Source organism: Clostridium bornimense (assembly GCF_018917145.1).
Classification (GTDB): Bacteria; Bacillota; Clostridia; order Clostridiales; family Clostridiaceae; genus Clostridium_AN; species Clostridium_AN bornimense_A.
Map to the genome: position 1 here is coordinate 40,298 of NZ_JAHLOD010000020.1, position 22,241 is coordinate 62,538.

A 22,241-nucleotide genomic window follows, 5' to 3' on the forward strand; every position below is an offset into this window, starting at 1 on the left:
TTACCACTCCAAATCAGCTGCTTTTTTAGGAAGTAAATTATTTTCTTCATTAATAATACATCCATCCTTTATAGTTATACTGTGATGTGACATGTCTTTTATGGCATTGTTATGAGTAACTATAATCATTGTAGTTCCATATTTTTGATTGATTGTTTCTAAGAGTATTAGTATATCACGGCTTGTTTTATAGTCTAAAGCACCAGTAGGTTCATCACATAAAAGAACTACAGGATTTTTTACAAGAGCCCTGCCAATAGCACATCTTTGCTGTTGCCCTCCAGATAGCTGAGCTGGGAATTTATCCTTTTGTTTTTCTAATCCTAATACATTAATTAATTCATCAATATTAAGAGGATTAGTAGATAAAGATTCACAAACTTCAATATTTTCTCTAACAGTAAGATTTGGAATTAGGTTATACATTTGAAAAATATAGCCCATATATTTTTTTCGAAATTTACATAATTCCTTATTAGATAATTTAAGAATATCTTTGTTTCCATATATTATTTTTCCTTCGTTTGCATCATCTAATCCACCGAGGATATAAAGTAAAGTACTCTTTCCACTTCCTGATGGACCAAAGATTGTATGAATCTGTCCTTTTTGAAACTCTACAGAAATTTTGTTAAGTATTTGTGTACGAACTTCACCTTCACCATACAATTTTGAGATGTTTTTAGCCTGTATAATAATATTTTTGTTAAGTTTTATATTTTGTCTTTTCATTTTTATTCCTTTCCTAAAGACATTTGTTTTAATGTTTATTTTTTAATCATTTTGTTCAATATGTAAATGTTATATACACAAACTAACAAATATTAGAATTGAATTCTAATATATGTTGGAAAAACATTCAACAATTAAAAACATATAGATTACACCGTAATATATAAAAATAAACATATATACATATTATATATATTTATTACAATATATGTCAATAAAAAAATAATTATAAATTTTAACTGATTTTTAATTTTATGATAATTTAGTTAAAATTCATTTTTATAAAATCTTTATTATAGTAGAACTTACTTGAAATTTCAAGAAAAATATGCTACATTATATTAAAAAATGCAAATGGAGGAATAAAAATGATTGGGGTTTATTTTAGTGGTACTGGCAATACAAAGCATTGTGTAAGCACGTTTGTTAAATTAATTAATAATGAATCGACTTCACTTCCACTTGAATCTAAAGATACAAAAAACTATATTCGTAATGAAAAAGATACAATTGTTTTTGGATATCCTACTCAATTTAGCAATGCTCCAATATTCGTAAGAGATTTTATTAGAAAAAATAAAGATATTTTAAAGGGAAAAAATATTTTTATAATATCTACAATGGGACTTTTTAGTGGAGATGGTACTGGTTGTACTGCTAGACTTTTTAAAAAAGTAGGAGCAAAGGTTATAGGTGGTCTTCAAGTAAGGATGCCCGATAATGTATGTGATGTTAATACTTTAAAAAAAAGCAAGGAAGAAAACAGAGATATTATTTATAAGGCAGATATTAAAATTAAAGAAAGTGTTAAGGCATATATTAATGGCCATCCCACTCAAGAGGGACTTTCAGCCTTCAGCCACATTGCAGGATTATTTGGGCAGCGTTTATGGTTTTATTCTAGGACTAAAAATTATTCAAATAAGATTAAGATTAATACAGATAAATGTATGAGTTGTGGTAAATGTACTACTTTATGTCCTACAAGTAATTTGATAATGAATAATAAAAGTGTTGAATCTAAAAATAAATGTACAATGTGTTATAGATGTATTTCACAGTGTCCACAAAGAGCTATTACACTTATAGGTAATGAAGTAGTTCAGCAATATAGTTATGATAAGTGTTAAAATAGTTTATTAAAAGATGGGGCTGTTTTATTAGTGATATGCTCCCCCTTATGCTAGTCATATAAAATAATAAAAATGTCTAGCATGAGAGGGAGTATTTTTTTATGTGTAAAAAAAGTAATTTTATTGCTAAACAATATTGCTAATACTATCATTACCATCAAGATAGTATTGTATATAATTAATTTTTTCTTCAACACAGAGATTATGTTTTTTATAAATAAAAAATACTCTTTAAATTAGATAAAATAATAGGATTATGGTGATTATAGGATTCATCATATACTTGAGAAACGAGGCTTTAAGGTCTCCGTAAAGAGAGTTCAAAGACGAAGGACTGAACTTGGTCTTTGAACAATAACTATTAAAAATGTAAACTTCATTTAATCAAAAATGGTTAGTGTTACTTAGCTTCAGTTCTAGACTTATATTATAATCGTTTTTGAGAAATTTCCCCCCTTTTTTTCTTACAAAATATCTATAAAGATGAGTTCTATAATAGAAAATTTGATTCGTTTTTGCTGAAAACAGGTTTGATATGATTTCATAATAGGTAGCTATTTTTGATTTTTTAGCTTTTCTTATTTTATTAATAGTTTTTTCATATATCATTTTCATCACCATTAATGCTCTATTGAAAATTATCTTGTATTATATATAAAAATATTATCTAATCTGAACATTATTATCTTATCATTTATAAAATTTCATATTTAAGCTGATATTATTAGTGTTTTAATCAAAAAAACTAATAATAAGGCAGATAATAAAAATATTGACATAGATACCAAAAGAGGTAATATATACGTGTATTTGTAATATAAAGAAAGTTAAATCATTGCAAATAGTAAAAATATCTACATATATTGACATTAACTGTAGATATTAACATTTTTAAAAATGTTAAATTAATCAAAATAAAAAAGGAGATGAATGTTGATGAAATGCAAATTTGAACCAATAGCCATAGTTGGATATGGATGTGTATTTCCGCCAGATAGCTATGATACTGAGAAGTTTTGGGAGAATATTGTGTCTGGAAAACCAGGCGTACAAGAAATGCCAGAATCTTATTGGAAAAAAGATTTATATTATGATGAAGATAAGTATTCAGAAGATAAAACATATTGTAAGTTAGGTGCATATATAAAAGATTATAAATTTCCCAAAAACAAAAAAGAATTTCAAGCTAAAAAAGATATTATTGAAGGTTTGAATAAGTCTCAATTAATGCTGTTGGATACAGTAATACAAGCTGTTAATAAAGGGAATATATCTATTGGTGAATTAGATTCAGATGATGTATCAATGGTTGTAGGAAACATGCTTGGAGACTATTCTGTATCAAATGAATGTCTAATTAATAGGGAAAAACAGATAGAAAAATATTTGGAAGAAAGCAGTGAATTTGCTGCTTTAACAAAAGAACAAAAGGAAAGTATTAAAAAATCTTTAGAAGAAGAGACTATAGAGAAATTTAATAATGGAACAACAGAAATTAAAAATAAGAGATTTCATAGCAATTTATGTAATGGTGTTGCTGAAATTTTAAATATTAAAGGGAGAAGATTTATAGTAGATGGTGCCTGCTCTGGTAGTTTGCTTGCTGTAGACAATGCTGTTAAGATTATTCACCAAAAGAAAGCAAAGATATGTATAGTTTCAGGTGTATTAGGAAACATGATCGTTACAGGAAATGTTGCTTTTGCTAAGATTGGAGGATTATCAGAAAAGGGTTCTTTTCCGCTAGATGTTAAAGGAAGTGGATTAGTTCCAGGAGAAGGTGCAGGAACAATAATTATTAAAACTTTATCTGATGCAATTAAAGATAATAACACAATCTTTGGTGTATTAAGAGGTACAGGCGTAGCGAGTGATGGAAAAGGAAAATCTATCTATGCTCCAAGTTCAGAGGGACAATATAAAGCAATGAAAAAATCTCTAGAAAATGCAGGCGTTGATCCTCTATATGTAGATTATGTTGAAACCCATGCAACAGGAACAAGAGTTGGAGATATTGTTGAGTTAAATAGTTTAAAAATGCTATTTGATGAAAGTGAAAGAAGAGATAAAAAGATTATAATTGGATCAATAAAATCTCAAGTTGGACACTGTTTCTCAGCAGCAGGAATGGCAAATATTATTAAGGTTATAGAAAGTTTTAATAGAAAAGTATTACCTCCTACAAATTACTTTGAAAGATTTGCTGATGAGTTTGAGATGGGTGGTGTTGAGTTTTGTGTAAATAAAGAATTAAAACCTTGGGAAAAGGAAGAAAATACACCTAAGGTAGCATTAGTTAATGCCTTTGGATTTGGTGGAATAAATGCAAATGTTTTAGTGGAAGAATATATTCCAGAATATCATAAAAAATTATTAGATTCATATAATGAAACTCTAGAAAATAAGGAAATTGATGTATCTATAGTTGGAGTAGGATGTATAGATAATAATGCAACTAATTATGAAGAATGGAGCAAAAATACTAAGAATAAATTTAAATATTTAAATAGATATCCACTAGATAGATATCCACAAGAAGTAGATGATATTTACAATGCAAATAAGGACCTAAAAGCTTCATTTATTGAAGACTTTAAATTCCCATGTATTAAATTTAAAATACCACCAGTAATTTTAAAAGAAATTGATAGAGCTCAGTTATTAGCATTAGTAGCAAGCCAAGAGGCTATTTCAAGTTACGGACTTGAAAAGATTATTGGAGATAAGACTGGAGTGTATATAGGAAATATGCTGGGGCTAGAAACTTCAATAAATACTGATTTAAGAATAAGGCATAGAGAATATTTAGATATCTTAAATAACTTAGATGAATTTAAGAATCTTGATAAGGTTACTAGAGAGTCAATATTAAATTATATAACTAGCAAAGTTAGAGAATGCATTCCGAAGGTAGCTGAAGATGTTTTACCAGGTTACATGGATAACATAATTGCAGGTAGAATATCAAACTTCTTTGATTTAACAAGCTCAAATGCTGTATATGATTCTGGTAACGTATCTTTTGAACAAGCATTAGAGCAAGGAATTATGAGTTTACAGCTTAAAGAAAATGATACAGTGCTAGTTGGGGGAGTTAATGGAAATATGAGCCCCGAATTTATTGAAATACTTAAGAATTTAAATATAGATTCAAATAGTATTCCAGCAGAAGGTGCAGCAGTATTTTTGATAAAGAGAACTGAAGATGTAAAAGAAAATGAGCGTGTTTATGGAAGAATTACTGGAATTGAATTTAATCCAAAGAAAAGTGCTGAGAGAGATAATATATATAAAATATCAGAAAATTCTTTGAATGAAGATGGAAATAATATGTTCTACTATGGTGGTCAGGGAGCATTTCAGTTATTAAAAGCATGTGTTGAAATAAATTCAAACAATAAAGAGTATATACAAATAAATTCTAAATCTATAAATAATACGAGCTATCAAATAGATGTACAAGCTTCAGATGCTGAAGTTATAAGGGAAGCTGCTGATAAAGCAGAAAATGATAACTGCTTTAAAGTAGGTGCAGATTCTATTGAAAGCTTAATAAGTAAATTAGAATTTAAGGAAGTTTCTATAGATCCAGGCTTTAAGAAATGTGCTTATAGAATTGAAATTGTATATGACAGTGAAGATCAATTAGAAAATAAAATTAGAAATATTAAAAACTTATTAGTTAAGTGAAAGGAAGAATAATATGTTAAAAACTGCAAAAATGCCTAACGGGTTTAAGAATGAATATGATAAGGTTTTACCAAGAATTAGACAAGGAAAAGCTCAAGATTTATATGTATTTGAACCTGCTTTTGATGGACCACAAGCTGGAACATCAAAATATGATGGAAAAGATGTTATTATGTTAACTTCAAATAATTATTTGGGCCTATCAACTCATCCAGAAATTATAAAGGCTATTAAAAAGGCTGTTGATAAATATGGAACAGGAACTTGTGGAGCAAGATTACATAATGGAACTACTGTATTGCATAAACAATTAGAAGAAAAAATAGCTGAGTATTTTAGAACTGAATCAGCAATGATCGTTAGTGCAGGGTATCTTGCTAATGTATCAGCTTTATCTACCCTATGCAATGATTCTGATTCTGTAATAATTACAGATCAATTAAATCATATGAGTATAGTAGATGGAATTGCTATGTCTAATGCGAAGGTAAAAATTTTTAGTCATAATAACATGGAAAAGCTTGAATATATATTACAAAAGTCTCAAGAATTCCAAAGAAAACTAATTGTTGTAGATGGTGTGTATTCAATGGATGGAGACATAGCTTGCTTAGATGAAATAGTAGAGCTTGCAGAAAAATATGATGCAGCAGTTATGGTTGATGAAGCTCACTCAATAGGTTTCTTTGGAGAAACAGGAAGAGGAACATCTGAACATTTTAAATTAGAAGATAAAGTTGCTATAAAGATGGCTACTTTTAGTAAGTCTTTAGCAGGGGTTGGAGGCTGTATAGCTTCTGACAAAGATACTATAGATTATTTAAAACATCAAGCACATCAATATATTTTTAACGCAAGCCTACCACCAGCAGTAGTAGCAGGAGTATTGAAGTCTTTTGAAATAATGGAAAAGGAAACTTGGAGAAGAGAGAAACTTTGGGATAATACTATTAGATTCAGAAAGGGCTTAAAGGAATTAGGATTTAACACTATGAATAGTATTTCACCTATAATTCCAATTTATATAGGTGATGATAATACAAATATGCATATGACAAAGGAATTATTAAATCGAGGAGTATATATAGCAACAGCTATTTTCCCTTCAGTTCCAATGAACAAGAGTAGATTAAGAACAACTATTACTGCTTCTTTAAGTTCAGAAGAAATAGATAGAGCATTAGATATCATGGGAGAAGTAGGAAGAAGATTTGGAGTAATTTAGGGGGATTGTTATGCAAAGTATTGAAAAAAAAGAAATAATTGAATTACTATCAAAACAAGATGTTTTTATAGGTGAAAATTTTAAAAAAGGAAATAGTGCATTCTTATTTCCGGGGCATGGTTCACAGTATCCTAATATGATGAAAGACTTAATTGAAAAGGAAGAGATAGTTAAGAATATTTTTAATGAAGCTGATAAAGTATTAACGGAATTATGTGGAGAAAAGTTAACAACAAATATCATATTTAATAACGAGGAAGAAGAGGCATCGGTAGAAAAAAATTTAAAGAGAGCTAAGATAATGCAGACATCTATATATACAGCGAATTATGCAGTATATAAGCTTCTTGAAAGCTTAGGCATGAAGCCAGATTATTTGTGTGGACATAGCTTGGGAGAAATTTCGACTTTAGTTGCTGGAGATGTTATATCTTTCTCAGAAGGATTAAGAATTGTATATTACAGAGCAGAATCTCTAGAAAGAATGCCAGAAGAAAAGAGAGGTAAAATGATAAGCATTTCAGCTGGAAAAGATGATGAAGTTATAAAAAGCTTATTAGAGAAGTCAAAGGGAAAATGTATTTTAGCCTTAGATAATTCTCAAGACCAAGTTGTATTATCAGGAAGTAATGAAGACATAAAGGAAATAGAAGAAATATGTAAGAAAGATAATGTGGTTCATAATGTTTTAAAGGTCTCACATGCATTCCATAGTAATATATTAACTGATGCAGTTGAGTATTATTATGAAAAAATTAAGAACATCAATTATAGAGTACCTAAGACAAAAATCTATTCTACAATCAAGAAAAGATTATACACAGAAGAGGATTTTACAAAAGAAGACTTCGCTAGAACTTTAGCAAGTCAATTAGTTACTCCTTTTAGTTTCCACGACATAATAAAAAACATGTATGAGGAATTGAATGTAAATATATATGTAGAAGTTGGATGCAAGAACATACTTACAAGATTAGTTAAAAAGATACTAAAAGGTAATAAGTTTTATTCAATTGAAAGTAATTTAAAAGCAAAAAATGATAATTTATGTATAAAGAGATTAAAGGCATATATGGATGTAAATAATATAACATTAGTTAATAATGATGTTTTTAAAGGTAAAATTGAAAGTGATATTAAGAAGATTATAGTGTCTCAAACTGCGTATCCTTTAAATCTTATAAATGTTACAGATAAGCCATTGTATATGGATTTAGCATTAAATGAAGAAGTTTTTAATAATATAGTGAAGAAAATAGTTAAGAAATTCAATTTAGATAAGAGTGCTATTGATAAGGAGAGTTCTTTAAAAGAAATTATAGATTTAGTATCTGGTAATGGTATAGTTATAAGTAGAAAAGTTGAAAAAGATGATACAGTTATTAAAAAAGTAAGTAAAAAGGAACTTGTAAAGGCAGTAGATGTTAGTAGTACAGATAAGCCAGCTGTAGAAAAAGAAATAAAAGCTATAGTAGCAGAGAAAACAGGTTATCCAGAAGAAATGCTTGAGTCAAACTTAGATTTGGAGGCGGACTTAGGAATAGATTCAGTAAAACAAGGAGAAATATTTGCAGTAGTAAGAGAACACTTTAATTATGAAATAGATGAAAATGCAAATGTAAAAGAATTTAATACTATAGATAAGATAGTAGATTACACATGCAAAGCAATGGGGACTGTAGCTCTAGAAGTTGCAGCAGAAAAATTTGTAGAAATAGATAAGGCAGCTGTAGAAAAAGAAATAAAAGCTATAGTAGCAGAGAAAACGGGCTATCCAGAAGAAATGCTTGAGTCAAACTTAGATTTGGAGGCGGACTTAGGAATAGATTCAGTAAAACAAGGAGAAATATTTGCAGTAGTAAGAGAACACTTTAATTATGAAATAGATGAAAATGCAAATGTAAAAGAATTTAATACTATAGATAAAATAGTGGATTATACATGTAAGGTAATGGGAACAGAAAATGTTGTAGAACAGAGAAATGAAGTTAAAGAGCTGGATAAAATATTTGAATTAGATAGTGAGGCGATATCTACGAGATACATAGGTATTTCAGTTGAAAAGGAATATCCCGTTAATGCAGAAGAATTTAAATTTCAAGGCAAGAAAGTATTATTAGTTGAAGATAGATTAGATCAGACTATAACTAGAAAATTAGTTAACTTATTAAAAAAGGATGATGCTCAAGTCTGTATCTTAGGAAATGAAAAATATGACGGTGTGAAATCTGTAGCTACAAACTTTGATGACGTAAAAGTTTTAAAGGAAAGTATAAATGTAGCTATAGGAAAGTTAGGAAGAGTAGATGTTGTTATAAATCTTAATGGAATAAGAAAATCGTTTAACTTCTACGAGACAAGTTATGATATATATGATAAAGAAGTTAGACAAGTGTATAATGTAATGTTCTATACGTCAAAATATGCTTATGAATACTTTGAAGAAAATCCAAAAGAAAGTGCATATTATGCTGCAACAAATATTGGAGGTATCTTTGGAGTTGAAAGAGAATTTCTAAATAATCCTATAGGAGCTGTAGTAGATGGATACATAAAGGGATTAGAAAAAGAACTTAGACCGCTTATCTGTAAAATCTGTGACTTTACAGATGTTCAACACACAGAAAAGGTTGCAGAAACTTTATATAAAGATTACAAGGTTAGAGAAGAATTAATTGAAATAGGATACTGTAATAATATAAGAAAGACTATATGCGTAATTCCGAAAGAAATAGAAGGAAGAGAATGTATAAAACAATTTGAATTAGATAAGAAGGATATTGTATTAGTTTCTGGTGGAGGAAGAGGAATTATTTTTGAATGTGTAAAGGGCTTAGCTACTTTATATAATCCAAAAATAATTATAACTGGAAGAACAGATTTACCAAAGGGTGATGAAGAATGGTTAAATTTTAATGATGAAGAAATGGAAGATTATAAACCTAAATTCATAAGAAAGTTGGTGAACGAAAAAAAAGTAAAGACACCTTTTGAGGCTATTGAAAAGTATAACAAGCTTTTAGATGCTAAAAAGTTATATACAAATATTCAAAAGCTAAATAAAACAGATTATGATATTAATTACGTTAAATGCGATATTTGCAGTGATGAAGATACTAATAGGCTTGCTGAATATATAAAGAAAAACTTTGGAGATGTTACAGGTATAATAAATGGAGCTGGTCTTCCTTCCTTTGGTAAAGTAACTCATAAAAATGAAGAATTCGCGTTAAAGGTATTAAGAGTAAAAGCTGATGGATTCTATAATATGTATAACAAGTTTAAAAGCGATAAATTAAGATTCTTCATAAGTATGGGATCTATTTCAGGAAGATTTGGTATGGATGGACAAGTTGATTATTCAGCAGGCGCAGATATAATTGTTAAACTTTCATCTATGATTAATAAAGATAATCCAAGAATAAAATGTGGAGTTCTAGGATGGACAGCTTGGGATGAAGTAGGTATGGCATCAGATCCTCAAGTTAAAAAGGTACAAAAGAAAGTAAGGGGCTTAGAATATATAAATGTAAAAGAAGGAGTTACACGATTCTTAAATGAATTAGCTTTCGGATTAAATTATCCTGAAATCTTATTCTTTGGTCAAATAGGTAAAGCTAATATGCCATTAGGTCAATTAGATTTGTTAGATGAAGATTTAAAAAAGATTTCTAGATATATTGGAGAAAATGGAGAAGTTACAGATAGAACAATGTTTCCAATGTTAGATGTAGTTAATGAATATAAAGTAGGAAAGAGTATTGTAGCTACAAAGAAATTAAGCAAAGAAAGTGATATACATTTAAGAGACCACTTAGTTGAAGGAAACAGCGTATTTGCTGGAGTTATGCACATTGAGGCAGTTTGTGAATTAGGAAAGTTATTGCAAAGGATAGATAAAAATGAGAAAGTATACTATACAACTGAAATATCTAATTATAACTTTGATAAGTTTATAAAATATTTTGATACAAATAAATTAGTATTAAAATTACAAGGTGAATTTATAGAAAAGAATGAAGATAGAAAGATTATGGAGGTTAAGATTTTATCTGACTTTATTAATAATAATGGAATTGTGTTGCAAAAAGACAGAGTTCATTCTCATGGAAGAATCACATATGAAAAAGCAAAGAAAAATATAATTAAGACTAATTTAGATTTACCAGAATTAATAGATAAGAGTAAAGAGATGGATATTGATTTATATTATGAAAAGGCTGCAGATTATATAGTATTTGGAAAAACTTTTAGATGCATAACTTATGCTGGAATGTTAAATGATGAAGAAATGGTTGGAGTAATACAAGTTCCAGAAGATGAGCAATATTTTTCATATGTGGATTTTGTAGAATCTATAATTTCACCAGTTACTATTGATAATATAGGAAGGTTTATGCTTTTAAATGATTATCAAAAGAATGGATATACAATAGTTCCTAGAAAAATAACCAAGGCCGTTAAGTACAGAGACTTTATAAAGAATGAAGAAATATATGTATACTGTAAGTTGATAGAAGTTAATGACCCAGATTTAGTTTATTCAGCACAAGCAATATCAAGGAATGGAGAAATTATATTCGATATAGAAGAAATGATCTTAACTAGGATAAGTAAAGAAAATGGTAATCACAACATTCTTAAATAAAATTTCTATCAGTGAAAAGATGAAGTTTGAGGGAGTTTCGTTATTACTCCTTCAAGCTTCTAAAGTAAGTGTTAAGGAGAAAATGGCAACACATCTATCTGCTAAGGAAAAAATTTATTACGATAGGTTATTTAGGAGTAAGAAAAGACAAGAAGAAATGTATTTAGGAAGATTAGCAGCTAAAAGCTTAGTTATTGAACATACAGGCTATAAAGGGCAATTAAAAGATATTGAATTAATAAAAATTAAAGATAGAGAAAAACCAAAATTGTTTATAAATAATGTAAGGATAAATAATGATATATCTATAGCACACAATAATATGTATGCTGTTGCAGTATTTAGCCATAAAGATAAAGTTGGGGTAGATATAGAAAAATGTAGTTTGAAATTAGATAAATCATTTATTAGATATGCTTTTAGTAAAGAAGAAATAGAGTTTTGGAAAACATATGAGACTGAATATGAAAATATATGGGTATTATTATGGACAATAAAAGAGGCAATAGGAAAAGCTCTAGATTTTGGATTAAGCTTTGGTATGAATTTTATAAAAATATTAATGGATAAAGAAGAAGAGAGGAAGTTACTTATAGTATTCAAAAAAGAAGATATTATTGAAAAATTAATATACGGAAGGAATATGGAATTAAGTTATTCAGTAAAAAATGATAATTATATTTCCATATGTAGGTTATGGAAGGTGTAATAATGAAGACTAAAAATATGATATATCTGACTATTTCTTATATACCTTGGGTAGTTTATTGGATAATTAGTGCTAACTTATTACCTTATGGAGGAGTAATTGCATTAGTTTTAGAGCTAATACTAATTGGTATGGAAAGAAGTAATCAGAATTATAGCTTTATGGATCTTTTTAGTATAGCATATTTTATTATTACAATTCTCGCAAATTATATAGTTAAGACAGATATGTTTATAGTTGGGGATGGATATTTAGGATATGGATGGCTATTTATTATGAGTATTATTAGTATTTTAAGAAAAAGACCATTTATGAGTTATTATATTAAAAAAGATTTTGAAGAGGGAGACATAAGTAAAACTATATTTCAGACAAAAATATGGTGTTCAGTGTTTTTTATAGATATCTGGATATTTGCATTTATACATGTACCAATTAAAGCAGTTATATATTCAAATATATTTGTTTTAATAGGAATTGTTTTAAGTATATTTAATGAAAATGCATAATAGCAATAAAAAAAATGAAAGGCGTGATGTTATGAGTATAGACGATTTAAACGAATTGTTAAGTATTATAGGAGAAACTCCTTTTTCTAAAATAAAAGTTAAAATTGATGATGTATATTTAGAGTTAGAAAAACCAGAATATGAAAGTAATTCATCATGCAATAAGATTCAGTATTCAGATGATAACAATAAGGAAGATCTTTTTAAAGATATAGAGGAAAATGATAATATAAAAGTTATCAAAGCACCTATGGTTGGAGTTTTCTATAGATCATCTAATCAAGATGAAGAAGTTTTTGTAAAAGAAGGTGATGATATCAAAAAAGGTGATACCATTGGAATAATTGAGGCCATGAAGATTATGAGTGAAGTGTCTAGTGAGGTTGATGGAGAAGTAGTTGAAGTGTGCTGTGAAGATAAAGCTAATGTAGGATATGGTCAGCCTCTTGTAAAAATAAAAATAAAGTAGGTGAAATATTCTATGAAAACTAAAAATATAAAAAAAGTTTTAATAGCAAATAGAGGGGAGATTGCTGTTAGGATTATAAGGGCATGCAAGGAGCTGGGGATAAAAACTGTAGCTGTATATTCAGAAGCTGATAAGGATTCTCTTCATATAAAATTAGCTGATGAATCTATATGTATAGGAGAAGCTTATGCTAAAGATAGTTATCTTAACATACCGAATATTATAAGTGCTTGTGAGATTATGGATGTACAAGCTGTTCATCCAGGTTATGGCTTTTTATCTGAAAATGCAGAGTTTGCTAAAATATGTGAAGATTGTAATATAATATATATTGGACCTTCTAGTTATATGGTTGGAGCAATGGGAGATAAAATTAGGGCTAAAGAAATAATGAAAAATGCAGGAGTACCGGTAATACCAGGATCTGATGGTGGAGTATTAAATGTAGAAAGAGCATTATCAGTAGCTAATAAAATAGGATATCCAGTAATTATAAAAGCTGCTTTAGGCGGTGGTGGTAAAGGTATAAGAGTAGTGAGTAGTGATGAAGAATTAAAAAAACAATATTATATATGCAAACTCGAGGCTAAGAAATGTTTCCAAAGTGAGGAAGTTTATATTGAAAAGTTTGTAGAAAAAGCGAAACATATAGAATTTCAAATTATAGCAGACAATTACGGAGATGTAATTTATCTGCCAGAAAGAGATTGTTCCATGCAAAGAAATAATCAAAAGATATTAGAAGAATCACCTTCTACAGTTATTACAGAGGAATTGAGAAATAAGATTGGCAATACTGTTGTTGAAGCTATTAAAAAGATAGGATATAGAAGTGTAGGAACTATAGAATTTCTTTTAGATAAAGATTATAACTATTATTTCTTAGAGATGAATACCAGAATTCAAGTTGAGCATTCAATATCAGAAGATATAAGTAACATAGACATTCTTAAGGAGCAGATTAAAATAGCTGATGGTGAAAAGTTAGAGATTAAGCAGGAGAATGTTATACTAAGTGGACATTCAATAGAATGTAGAATTAATGCTGAAGATGCTTTCAACGATTTTAGACCATGCCCTGGTAAAATTGATAATATAATTTTTCCTGGTGGAATTGGTATAAGAATTGATACAAATGTTTATAATGGTTACACGATTCCTATGTACTATGATTCGATGATTTTGAAGTTAATAGTTCATGGAAATAGCAGAGAAGAAACTATAGAGAGAACAAAAAGAGCTTTGGATGAAATTAAAATAGAAGGAATAAAAACAAATATTGATTTTCATAAGTGGATTTTTAGTAAAGAGGCTTTTTTAGAAGGAAGTTATTGTACAGATTATTTAGAAGATGAGTTGGTGAATAAAGATGGATTCATTAAATAGAGTTCAAATTAAGAAAGGTATGTGGACAAAGTGTAAGGAATGTTCAAGCATATTATATACTGAAAGTTTAAAAAATAATTTTTATATATGTGAAAAGTGTAATTATCACATGAGAATATCAGCTAAGGAAAGAATAAGAGAAATAATAGATAAAGATACTTTTAAGGAAATGTTTAAAGAAATAAAAACAAAAAACGTCCTAAATTTTGTTGGTTACGATGAAAAAATTAGAGTAGCTAAAATAAAATCTTCAAGTGATGAAGTTGTAACAGTTGGTGTAGGAAGTATTAATGGAATAAGTGTAGCATTAGGAGTTATGGATAGTAATTTTATAATGGGAAGTATGGGGACAGCTGTAGGAGAAAGAATTACAAGATTAGTAGAATATGCATCGTATAATAAATTACCGCTAATCTTATTTACTGCTTCTGGAGGAGCAAGAATGCAGGAAGGAATATTGTCTTTAATGCAGATGGCAAAAATATCAGCAGCAATAGGACGTTACAAAGAAAAGGGAGGTTTATATATAAGTGTGTTAACAGATCCAACTACAGGTGGTGTTACAGCAAGTTTTGCAATGCAGGGTGACATAATAATAAGTGAACCAGGAGCATTAATAGGTTTTGCAGGAAAAAAGGTTATAGAAAATACTATAAAAGAAGAGCTTCCAAAGAATCTTCAGACAGCAGAGTTTTTATTGGAAAGAGGACAGATAGATCACATTGTTAATAGAAAAGAACTTAAAGAATTTTTATTTAATATTTTAGATATAAATGAGGGAATGCATTATGAATCAGGTTGTTAAAGAGATAAATAAAGCTTGGGAAATTGTTAAAATAGCACGTAATGCTAACAGACCAAGCTCCAACTATTATATAAAAGCTATATGTGATAAATTTGTAAGTTTGAATGGTGATAGAAATTTAGAGGATGATAAAGCTGTTATTACAGGTATGTGTAAAATTGAAGGAATATCTGTAGTTATAATAGGTATAAGTAAAGGTGAAAATCTTAAGGAAAATATAATGAGAAATTTTGGAATGGCAAAGCCAGAAGGATATAAAAAAGCATTAAGAGTTATGAAATTTGCAGAAAGTCATAGAATGCCTATCATTTGTCTTGTAGATACTCCAGGGGCATATTGCGGTGTAGAAGCTGAAGAAAATGGTGAAGGTATGGCAATTGCAAATAACTTATTAGAAATGAGTAGAATGAGAGTTCCCATAGTTTCAGTTTTTGTTGGAGAAGGTGGAAGTGGTGGAGCTTTAGGATTAGGTGTTGCAGATAAAGTTTTAATGCTTGAAAATGCAATATATTCAATTTTATCTCCAGAAGGATTTGCAAGTATACTGTGGAAAGATCCTAAAAGAGCTGAAGAAGCAGCAGATAAAATGAGATTAACAGCAGCAGATTTAAAGGAATTACAAGTAATAGATGAAGTTATTAGTGAACCTTATGGAGGAGCTCATACTAATAAAGATGAAGCTGCTATGATTATAAAAAATGCTATTTTAAAAGAATTAATGGAATTAATGAAGCATAATATAGATGAAATTCTTGAGGAAAGATATAAAAAGTTCAGAGAGATTGGAAATATATGGTAAAAATTATTGAGTGGAAAGTAATTTAATATATATTGAACTGCCTTGGTAAGTAGATGTGGAAAATAGTAGCATAATTTTTGAGTGTGTTAAGAAAACTCTGTAAATAGCTTTCTATGATAATTATTTTAGATGTATAAGTACCATGATTTGGTGCTTATACCTTGATTACAATATAATAAATAAAAATATGCATGTCAAGAACACCCTTAAACGGGTGTAATTTTTTTTAATTGTAAAACCCATAGGTTTATTCCGGTAATTTGCCTTCGTACATTATTGATAGCTCTCCATAAACCTTACCCCAACTTTATAATGGTAAATTTCACTTCTTTGTAGCTTCAAATAAATTTAAATATAGGACTTATTACGTCCAAATTTGTAGACCAACTTTTCATCGCATTAGGATAATGTGGTTTCTATTTTTAAGCAACCTCTAACATTCGAGTATGAGCAGCTTCTTCTGAAGGTGAATGATAAATAGTTTTTAAATCTGCTGCAGCAGCCTTTATATCTTTATCAGCTACATATTTTAATGTATTATATTCTTGCGGATATACAATCCTACAAGATTTAATAAAATATCCTTAGATAGAAGAACTGCAAAAAATATTCTTAATTTAGTTCATGAATTTCGTGATATTTAAAAAAATAAAAAAAGAAAATATTTCGATACTTAGATATTTAGATAGAAAAAGCTTTAAGTTTAGAAGTAAAAGAAATAAATAGCTTTGTAGGAGGAATATAAAGAGACTTAGTTGTTGTAAAAAATATAATAAAATATGACTATAATAATGGATTAGCAGAAGGAGATATAAATAAAATCAAGCAAATAAAAAGAATTATGTTTGGAAAGAACTAGTCTTATCTTATCATTTATAATAATAGAAGTGAGATAGGAGAATAATTTAACTAAAGAGAAAAGCATAGAGATAAAATATAGATGAGAAGAGTTAGACCATTAAATGATTTCATATTCAAAAAAGTACTTGGTAAAAAAGGAGATGAGGATATTTTAATATCTTAGACTTTGAATTTTTAGGAACAGAAAGTTATCAATACTCATTTCATTTATGGGAAGATATTAAAAAAGAGTATATGCTTATAGATATGGTATAAGTACATTTTTTGAGAAAGATATATCTGGAACTACATTAGTCGAGTTGATTAGTTTGGATTCAGCAATAAAAAAGCCGAGTAAAAAATTGAATATTTAAATAGTGATGAAGAAGCAATGAAAATATATTGGGAAAGAGAAAGATCACTACATGAAAGAGTAAATATGATTAGTTCAGCAGAAGCGAAAGGCAAGAATGATAAGACAATAGAAATAGTAAAAAACTTGTTAGACATTTTAGATGATGAAATAATAGCGGTTAAGACAGGATTAAATATAGAAGAAGTTAAAACGTTAAGAGATAAAAATTATTAGGATAGGTGAAAACCTATCTTATTTTTTATAAAAATATAGCTGAAATTTGAATTTGAAATATTATTAATATTGTATATGTTAAAGTCTAAATTTTTTTACTTACGGTGAGGTAAACAGTATGTTTTTTATATTTAAAATCTATATCAAAACACAGCAAAAATTAAGTAATCCCAAAGGAACATTGATTTTTTACAAGAATTTATAAGTAAATTAACATAAATTGGGAAAAATGCTATATTTGTTACAAAGTTCATGATACGATAATAATAAGAAATGAATAAGATACTAAAAGGTATTTAAGAAAAGAGGTAAAAATGAAAACAATTATAATTGCATTATTAACTATAATATATACATTTTTTACATGGCCATTAAGGATAATTAATAGAAAAAAATCAAGAGAAGAAAGAGAAGCAGCTAACTACAAACTTTTAAGAGTACTTATAAAAATGGTAATTTCTATAACTGGAATAAAGATATCTATAGATGGAAAAGAAAATATAAAAAAGGATACAAATTATTTAATAATAGCAAATCATAAAAGTGACCTTGATAGTTTAATATTGATATGGTTATTTGAAGAGCCATTGATTTTTATAGGAAAAGAAGAATTAAAGAAGACACCATTTATAAGTACTTGGTTTAAGGAAATTGGATCCCTTTTTATAGAAAGAGATAATATTAGACAATCGGCGAAAGTTATATTGGAAGGTGTTGAAATTTTAAAAGGTGGAAAGTCTATAGTTATTTTTCCTGAAGGGAAAAGAATTATGGAAGACAGACTTGGAGAATTTAAGAATGGAAGCTTTAAACTTGCAATTAAGTCAAAAGTAGCTGTTTTACCTGTAGCAATTGTTGATTCATATAAAGCATTTGAAGAATCTAAAAGAATAAAGTCTGCAAATATTAAGATTAATGTGGGAGAAAAAATAGATTACAAAGAATTAGGCTATACGAAAACATCTGAATTGTGTGAGCATACAAAATTAGTTGTTGAAAGATTATATAGGAACTAACATGTTTAGCTGTTTCTAGTGCTTCTACAACATACTTTACATCCAATGTTTTGTTTAATAACCAATATATTGTATAATTTAAGCAATAGAATAAGATTAGGAAGGGTTAAAAAATGTTTAAGATAGGTGAATTTTCAGTACTTACGTCTAAAAGATAAGATATTGACTCTAGCATAATGCGAGGGTATATGCTTTTTCTATAGAAACTAAATATGAAAAAGCATATCAAAATATATTGGAGGGAATAAACAATGAAGCATGAGTGGAAAAAACATGAAAAGGGACTATATTCACCAAAGGAGACACCACAGTTAATATCTGTTCCAAAGCAGAAGTTTTTTATGATTAAAGGAAAGGGAAATCCTAATGATGAAGATTTTTCAGAGAGAATAGGCATTTTATACTCTTTAGCATATGCTGTTAGAATGATGCCTAAGAAGGGATTTGTACCGGAGGGATATTTTGAATATACTGTATACCCACTTGAAGGAGTTTGGGAAGCAGGGAATACAAGTGATAAGTTTACATTTTCATATACAATTATGATTAGACAACCAGACTTTGTTACAGAAGAGGTTGTAAATAAAGCTTTTGAAATAGCAAATGTTAAGAAACCTAATCCACTTCTAAAAGAAGCTTATTATGGTGAAATTGAAGAAGGTCTTTCAGTACAAGTTCTTCACATAGGTGATTATGATGATGAACCAAAAAGCTTTGAAAAGATGATAAAATTTATGAATGAAAATAATTTAGAAAAAATAGGAGAGACACATAGAGAGATATATTTGTCAGATGCAAGAAAAGTAGAACGTAATAAATTAAAAACAATACTGAGATACATGGTGAAGCAAAAGTAATGGGTGTGCAAATATCTAAATTTGAATAGTTTAATATGTAAGATAATGCGTAGAATATAGAGTTTCTCAATACTAAGCTTTAATGCAGTTGAGGAACTTTTATTTATATTATTTACCAGGAAAGTAAAGGCATGTATAATAAAATGTATAAATCATAAACTTGTTGATATATGTAATTTTAGTGATTAGAAAGTTGGTAACTAAAATAAGAATTTGAAAGGAAGAAAGATAATGTTGACACATATGGGAACACAGGTCATTGAAACTGAAAGATTGATTATGCGTCGTTTTAAATATAGTGATGATGATGCAATGTTGAAATATTGGGTTGCTGATGAAAAAATCCAATCACTTTACTCAGAACCAACATATAACACAAAAGATGAAGTAAGGGGGCTATTGGATAAATATATATCTTCCTATGAAAATAGTGACTATTATCGATGGGCAATTATTGATAAAGTAACAAAGGAATGTATTGGTCAAATTGCATATTTTCTTGTTGATAGTAAGAATCATTTTGCAGAAATTGAGTATTGCATTGGTTCTGCTTTTCAGTGCAAAGGATTAGCAACAGAAGCTACAAAAGCAGTAATTAATTATGGATTTGAAAGAATGAATCTGCACAAGGTACAGATATGCACAAAGACAATAAATAAGCCTTCACAACGTGTTATCGAAAAATGTGGTTTCATTTATGAAGGTACTTTACGAGATTATTTTTTTATGGATAATCAATATGTTAGTAGAATGTACTATTCTTTATTGAGGAGTGAATTTAAAAATAATAGATAAATGACAAGTTTGCGTTAATATAATGATAATAAGGGAAAAATAGGAGTTTCATATGAAAAAGTCAATAACTGCATTTATAATTCTAATATCAATTGGAATTATTATATTAACAGCAGTGTCGTGGGAAAATACTGAATATACTATTTATGCAATATTAATTATACTTTTAATAGATTGTATTCACCTTATCAAAAATGTAATTAAAATAAATTATAAAATAGTAACATTAATAGAGCTTGGGCTGATTGTTGTTAGTATGTTTATTGGGCATACATATACAGCCTTATTGGTCACTATATTATTATTTGATTTATTTGAAGGTAATCTTACATTATATATAAATGTAGCCATATCTATTTTTACATTGTATCTTACTAGTGTAAAGTATATTAGTATTAAAGAGTTAATAATTATAAGCATGATTATAATTATTATTAATTTATATTTATATGAAATTAAGGATAAATTAAATGAGGAAGAAAAGTATAGGAGATTAAATAAAGACAGTAGTAATAGTAAAATAGTTATGGAAAAAAAGATTGATGAATTAGAGAAATATTTAGATCAAAATAATATTATTACAGTATTAAAGGAACGTAATTTTATAGCACAAAAACTTCATGATCACTTAGGTCACAGAATAACAAGTTCCATTATGCAGTTAGAAGTTACTAAAGAAATGATAGGAAACAATGATGAACTAGCAAAAAAATCTCTAGTTACAGCAATGGGTAATTTAAGGGAAGGTATGGAAGAAATACGAGATTTTTTAAGACAAGTTAAGCCAGGTCAATCAGTCATAGGAATTGAGAATATAAAGGAGCTTGTATTAAAATTTCAATATGTTACTGGAATAGAAACAGCATTTTTATGTGATGGAGATATTTCAGCTATTAGATTAATGGAGCTTAGAATTATAGAAGATAATATTAAAGAAGCATTAACTAATGCAGCTAAGTATTCTAATGCAACAAAAATTACTGTATCCATATTAGTATTTAATATGTTTTATAGAGTTGAAATAAGAGATAATGGCAGAGGTGTAGAAAAGTTATCTAAGGGGTTAGGGTTAAGAGGAATAGAAGAACGATTAGAAGAAATAAACGGTAGAGTTGAATATTATAATGATAATGGATTTGTAGTAAATATGATTATAAATAAGGGGAGAAAAAAATGAGCATTAAAGTATTGATTTGTGATGATGATAGCTTAATAAGAGAAAGTTTAAAAGTACTGTTGCCGTTAAAAGGTGATATTGAAATTGTGGCTGTTGCTGAAGATGGGGAAGAAGCTGTAAGCATTTGCACTACAGAAGAAATAGATGTAGCACTTTTAGATATAAGAATGCCTAAGATGTCAGGTGTTGAAGCAGTAAAGGAAATCGCAAGTAAAACAGATACTAAATGTTTGATTTTGACTACCTTTGATGAAGAAGATTACATTAATGAAGCAATGGAGTATGGTGCTAAAGGGTATATTTTAAAAAATAGCACACCGGATCAAATAGTTCAAAGTATTACTTCTGTTTATAACAATACTATTGTAATGAATGAAAATGTGTTAAATAAATTTCAAGGTAACAAGGGTGGACCACAATTTACTAAATATGATTTTACAGAAAGAGAAAAAGATATTATTATTGCAATAAGTGAAGGTCTTAGCAATAAAGAGATAAGCAAAAAGTTATTTATTTCAGAAGGTACTATTAGAAATTATATAACTATGATATTAGATAAAACAGATTTAGAACATAGAACAGCTATTGCAGTCAATTATCTAAAGGGAAATTTATAAATATGACAAATGTAATATAAGAAAGGTGATATTCTTCAGTATGGAGATATTGCCTTTTTTTATGTGCGCCCAGCATGGGCGTACACTAATCGGTGAAAGTCCGTAATGGGGGCTGATAGTGCCAACCATATAGCCTAAGACAAGGGTGTCCATCGCGAGGTGGAATCTGAAGGAAGTCGGCGGCAAACCTTTGGTCTGAGGAACACGAATCACATTAGGCTTGATTTGTGGGTAAGCTTGCATAA

17 protein-coding genes and 1 pseudogene are annotated in these 22,241 nt (G+C 28.4%); 16 read left to right on the plus strand and 2 right to left on the minus strand.

The window, feature by feature from the left end:
- The gene (locus KQI30_RS08930) at positions 1–732 is read right to left on the minus strand and encodes an ABC transporter ATP-binding protein (protein WP_253287449.1); all 732 of its coding nucleotides are present in this window, start codon (positions 730–732) and stop codon (positions 1–3) included.
- A 368-nt stretch (positions 733–1,100) separates the two neighbouring features.
- Between KQI30_RS08930 and KQI30_RS08935 the strand changes: the two genes are divergently transcribed.
- From KQI30_RS08935 to KQI30_RS08980, 10 genes are all read left to right on the plus strand, one after another.
- Complete coding sequence (locus KQI30_RS08935; RefSeq protein WP_216462957.1) at positions 1,101–1,862, plus strand: EFR1 family ferrodoxin; 762 nt, start codon at positions 1,101–1,103, stop codon at positions 1,860–1,862.
- A gap of 939 nt (positions 1,863–2,801) precedes the next feature.
- Positions 2,802–5,555, plus strand: coding sequence for a beta-ketoacyl synthase N-terminal-like domain-containing protein (locus tag KQI30_RS08940; protein WP_216462958.1), 2,754 nt, complete (start codon positions 2,802–2,804; stop codon positions 5,553–5,555).
- A 13-nt stretch (positions 5,556–5,568) separates the two neighbouring features.
- Complete coding sequence (locus KQI30_RS08945; protein ID WP_216462959.1) at positions 5,569–6,780, plus strand: aminotransferase class I/II-fold pyridoxal phosphate-dependent enzyme; 1,212 nt, start codon at positions 5,569–5,571, stop codon at positions 6,778–6,780.
- Positions 6,781–6,790: 10 nt separating this feature from the next.
- The gene (locus KQI30_RS08950) at positions 6,791–11,428 is read left to right on the plus strand and encodes an SDR family NAD(P)-dependent oxidoreductase (protein WP_216462960.1); all 4,638 of its coding nucleotides are present in this window, start codon (positions 6,791–6,793) and stop codon (positions 11,426–11,428) included.
- Complete coding sequence (locus KQI30_RS08955; protein WP_216462961.1) at positions 11,403–12,137, plus strand: 4'-phosphopantetheinyl transferase family protein; 735 nt, start codon at positions 11,403–11,405, stop codon at positions 12,135–12,137. Before KQI30_RS08950 ends, KQI30_RS08955 begins: the two co-directional genes overlap by 26 nt.
- A 2-nt stretch (positions 12,138–12,139) precedes the next feature.
- Positions 12,140–12,646, plus strand: coding sequence for a hypothetical protein (locus KQI30_RS08960; RefSeq protein WP_216462962.1), 507 nt, complete (start codon positions 12,140–12,142; stop codon positions 12,644–12,646).
- Positions 12,647–12,677: 31 nt separating this feature from the next.
- A complete protein-coding gene (locus KQI30_RS08965; protein WP_216462963.1) occupies positions 12,678–13,115 on the plus strand; it encodes an acetyl-CoA carboxylase biotin carboxyl carrier protein in 438 nt (145 codons plus the stop codon).
- A 12-nt stretch (positions 13,116–13,127) separates the two neighbouring features.
- Entirely contained in the window at positions 13,128–14,501 is a 1,374-nt protein-coding gene (gene accC, locus KQI30_RS08970) for an acetyl-CoA carboxylase biotin carboxylase subunit (protein WP_216462964.1), read from the plus strand.
- A complete protein-coding gene (accD, locus tag KQI30_RS08975; protein ID WP_437177729.1) occupies positions 14,479–15,306 on the plus strand; it encodes an acetyl-CoA carboxylase, carboxyltransferase subunit beta in 828 nt (275 codons plus the stop codon). Before accC ends, accD begins: the two co-directional genes overlap by 23 nt.
- Positions 15,290–16,105, plus strand: a complete 816-nt coding sequence (locus KQI30_RS08980; RefSeq protein WP_437177727.1) for an acetyl-CoA carboxylase carboxyltransferase subunit alpha — start codon at positions 15,290–15,292, stop codon at positions 16,103–16,105. Before accD ends, KQI30_RS08980 begins: the two co-directional genes overlap by 17 nt.
- 307 nt (positions 16,106–16,412) lie before the next feature.
- Here KQI30_RS08980 and KQI30_RS17675 read toward each other — a convergent pair.
- Positions 16,413–16,668 (minus strand): annotated as a pseudogene (locus KQI30_RS17675) (transposase); the annotation flags it as partial.
- Between the two features lie 668 nt (positions 16,669–17,336).
- On the opposite strand from KQI30_RS17675, the gene KQI30_RS08985 reads away from it, so the two are divergent.
- From KQI30_RS08985 to KQI30_RS09010, 6 genes are all read left to right on the plus strand, one after another.
- Complete coding sequence (locus tag KQI30_RS08985; RefSeq protein WP_253287450.1) at positions 17,337–17,534, plus strand: hypothetical protein; 198 nt, start codon at positions 17,337–17,339, stop codon at positions 17,532–17,534.
- Positions 17,535–17,848: 314 nt separating this feature from the next.
- A complete protein-coding gene (locus tag KQI30_RS08990) occupies positions 17,849–18,550 on the plus strand; it encodes a lysophospholipid acyltransferase family protein (RefSeq protein WP_216462967.1) in 702 nt (233 codons plus the stop codon).
- A 251-nt stretch (positions 18,551–18,801) separates the two neighbouring features.
- Positions 18,802–19,407 carry a GyrI-like domain-containing protein gene (locus KQI30_RS08995; protein ID WP_216462968.1) on the plus strand — a complete coding sequence of 202 codons (606 nt, stop codon included), beginning with the start codon at positions 18,802–18,804 and terminating at the stop codon, positions 19,405–19,407.
- 231 nt (positions 19,408–19,638) lie between these two features.
- Positions 19,639–20,202, plus strand: a complete 564-nt coding sequence (locus tag KQI30_RS09000) for a GNAT family N-acetyltransferase (protein ID WP_216462969.1) — start codon at positions 19,639–19,641, stop codon at positions 20,200–20,202.
- Between the two features lie 52 nt (positions 20,203–20,254).
- A complete protein-coding gene (locus KQI30_RS09005; RefSeq protein ID WP_216462970.1) occupies positions 20,255–21,379 on the plus strand; it encodes a sensor histidine kinase in 1,125 nt (374 codons plus the stop codon).
- Positions 21,376–21,996, plus strand: a complete 621-nt coding sequence (locus KQI30_RS09010) for a response regulator transcription factor (RefSeq protein ID WP_216462971.1) — start codon at positions 21,376–21,378, stop codon at positions 21,994–21,996. Before KQI30_RS09005 ends, KQI30_RS09010 begins: the two co-directional genes overlap by 4 nt.
- Positions 21,997–22,241: the final 245 nt, after the last annotated feature.

Bases quoted from the DNA above. Each gene is read 5' to 3' on its own strand.
- KQI30_RS08930 (WP_253287449.1), bottom strand. From the start codon at position 732: ATGAAAAGACAAAATATAAAACTTAACAAAAATATTATTATACAGGCT.
- KQI30_RS08955 (WP_216462961.1), top strand. From the start codon at position 11,403: ATGGTAATCACAACATTCTTAAATAAAATTTCTATCAGTGAAAAGATG.
- accC (WP_216462964.1), top strand. From the start codon at position 13,128: ATGAAAACTAAAAATATAAAAAAAGTTTTAATAGCAAATAGAGGGGAG.
- KQI30_RS08940 (WP_216462958.1), top strand. From the start codon at position 2,802: ATGAAATGCAAATTTGAACCAATAGCCATAGTTGGATATGGATGTGTA.
- KQI30_RS09005 (WP_216462970.1), top strand. From the start codon at position 20,255: ATGAAAAAGTCAATAACTGCATTTATAATTCTAATATCAATTGGAATT.
- KQI30_RS08935 (WP_216462957.1), top strand. From the start codon at position 1,101: ATGATTGGGGTTTATTTTAGTGGTACTGGCAATACAAAGCATTGTGTA.
- KQI30_RS08990 (WP_216462967.1), top strand. From the start codon at position 17,849: ATGAAAACAATTATAATTGCATTATTAACTATAATATATACATTTTTT.
- KQI30_RS08980 (WP_437177727.1), top strand. From the start codon at position 15,290: ATGAATCAGGTTGTTAAAGAGATAAATAAAGCTTGGGAAATTGTTAAA.
- KQI30_RS08945 (WP_216462959.1), top strand. From the start codon at position 5,569: ATGTTAAAAACTGCAAAAATGCCTAACGGGTTTAAGAATGAATATGAT.
- KQI30_RS09000 (WP_216462969.1), top strand. From the start codon at position 19,639: ATGTTGACACATATGGGAACACAGGTCATTGAAACTGAAAGATTGATT.
- KQI30_RS08960 (WP_216462962.1), top strand. From the start codon at position 12,140: ATGAAGACTAAAAATATGATATATCTGACTATTTCTTATATACCTTGG.
- KQI30_RS08995 (WP_216462968.1), top strand. From the start codon at position 18,802: ATGAAGCATGAGTGGAAAAAACATGAAAAGGGACTATATTCACCAAAG.
- KQI30_RS08985 (WP_253287450.1), top strand. From the start codon at position 17,337: ATGAAAATATATTGGGAAAGAGAAAGATCACTACATGAAAGAGTAAAT.
- KQI30_RS09010 (WP_216462971.1), top strand. From the start codon at position 21,376: ATGAGCATTAAAGTATTGATTTGTGATGATGATAGCTTAATAAGAGAA.
- KQI30_RS08950 (WP_216462960.1), top strand. From the start codon at position 6,791: ATGCAAAGTATTGAAAAAAAAGAAATAATTGAATTACTATCAAAACAA.
- KQI30_RS08965 (WP_216462963.1), top strand. From the start codon at position 12,678: ATGAGTATAGACGATTTAAACGAATTGTTAAGTATTATAGGAGAAACT.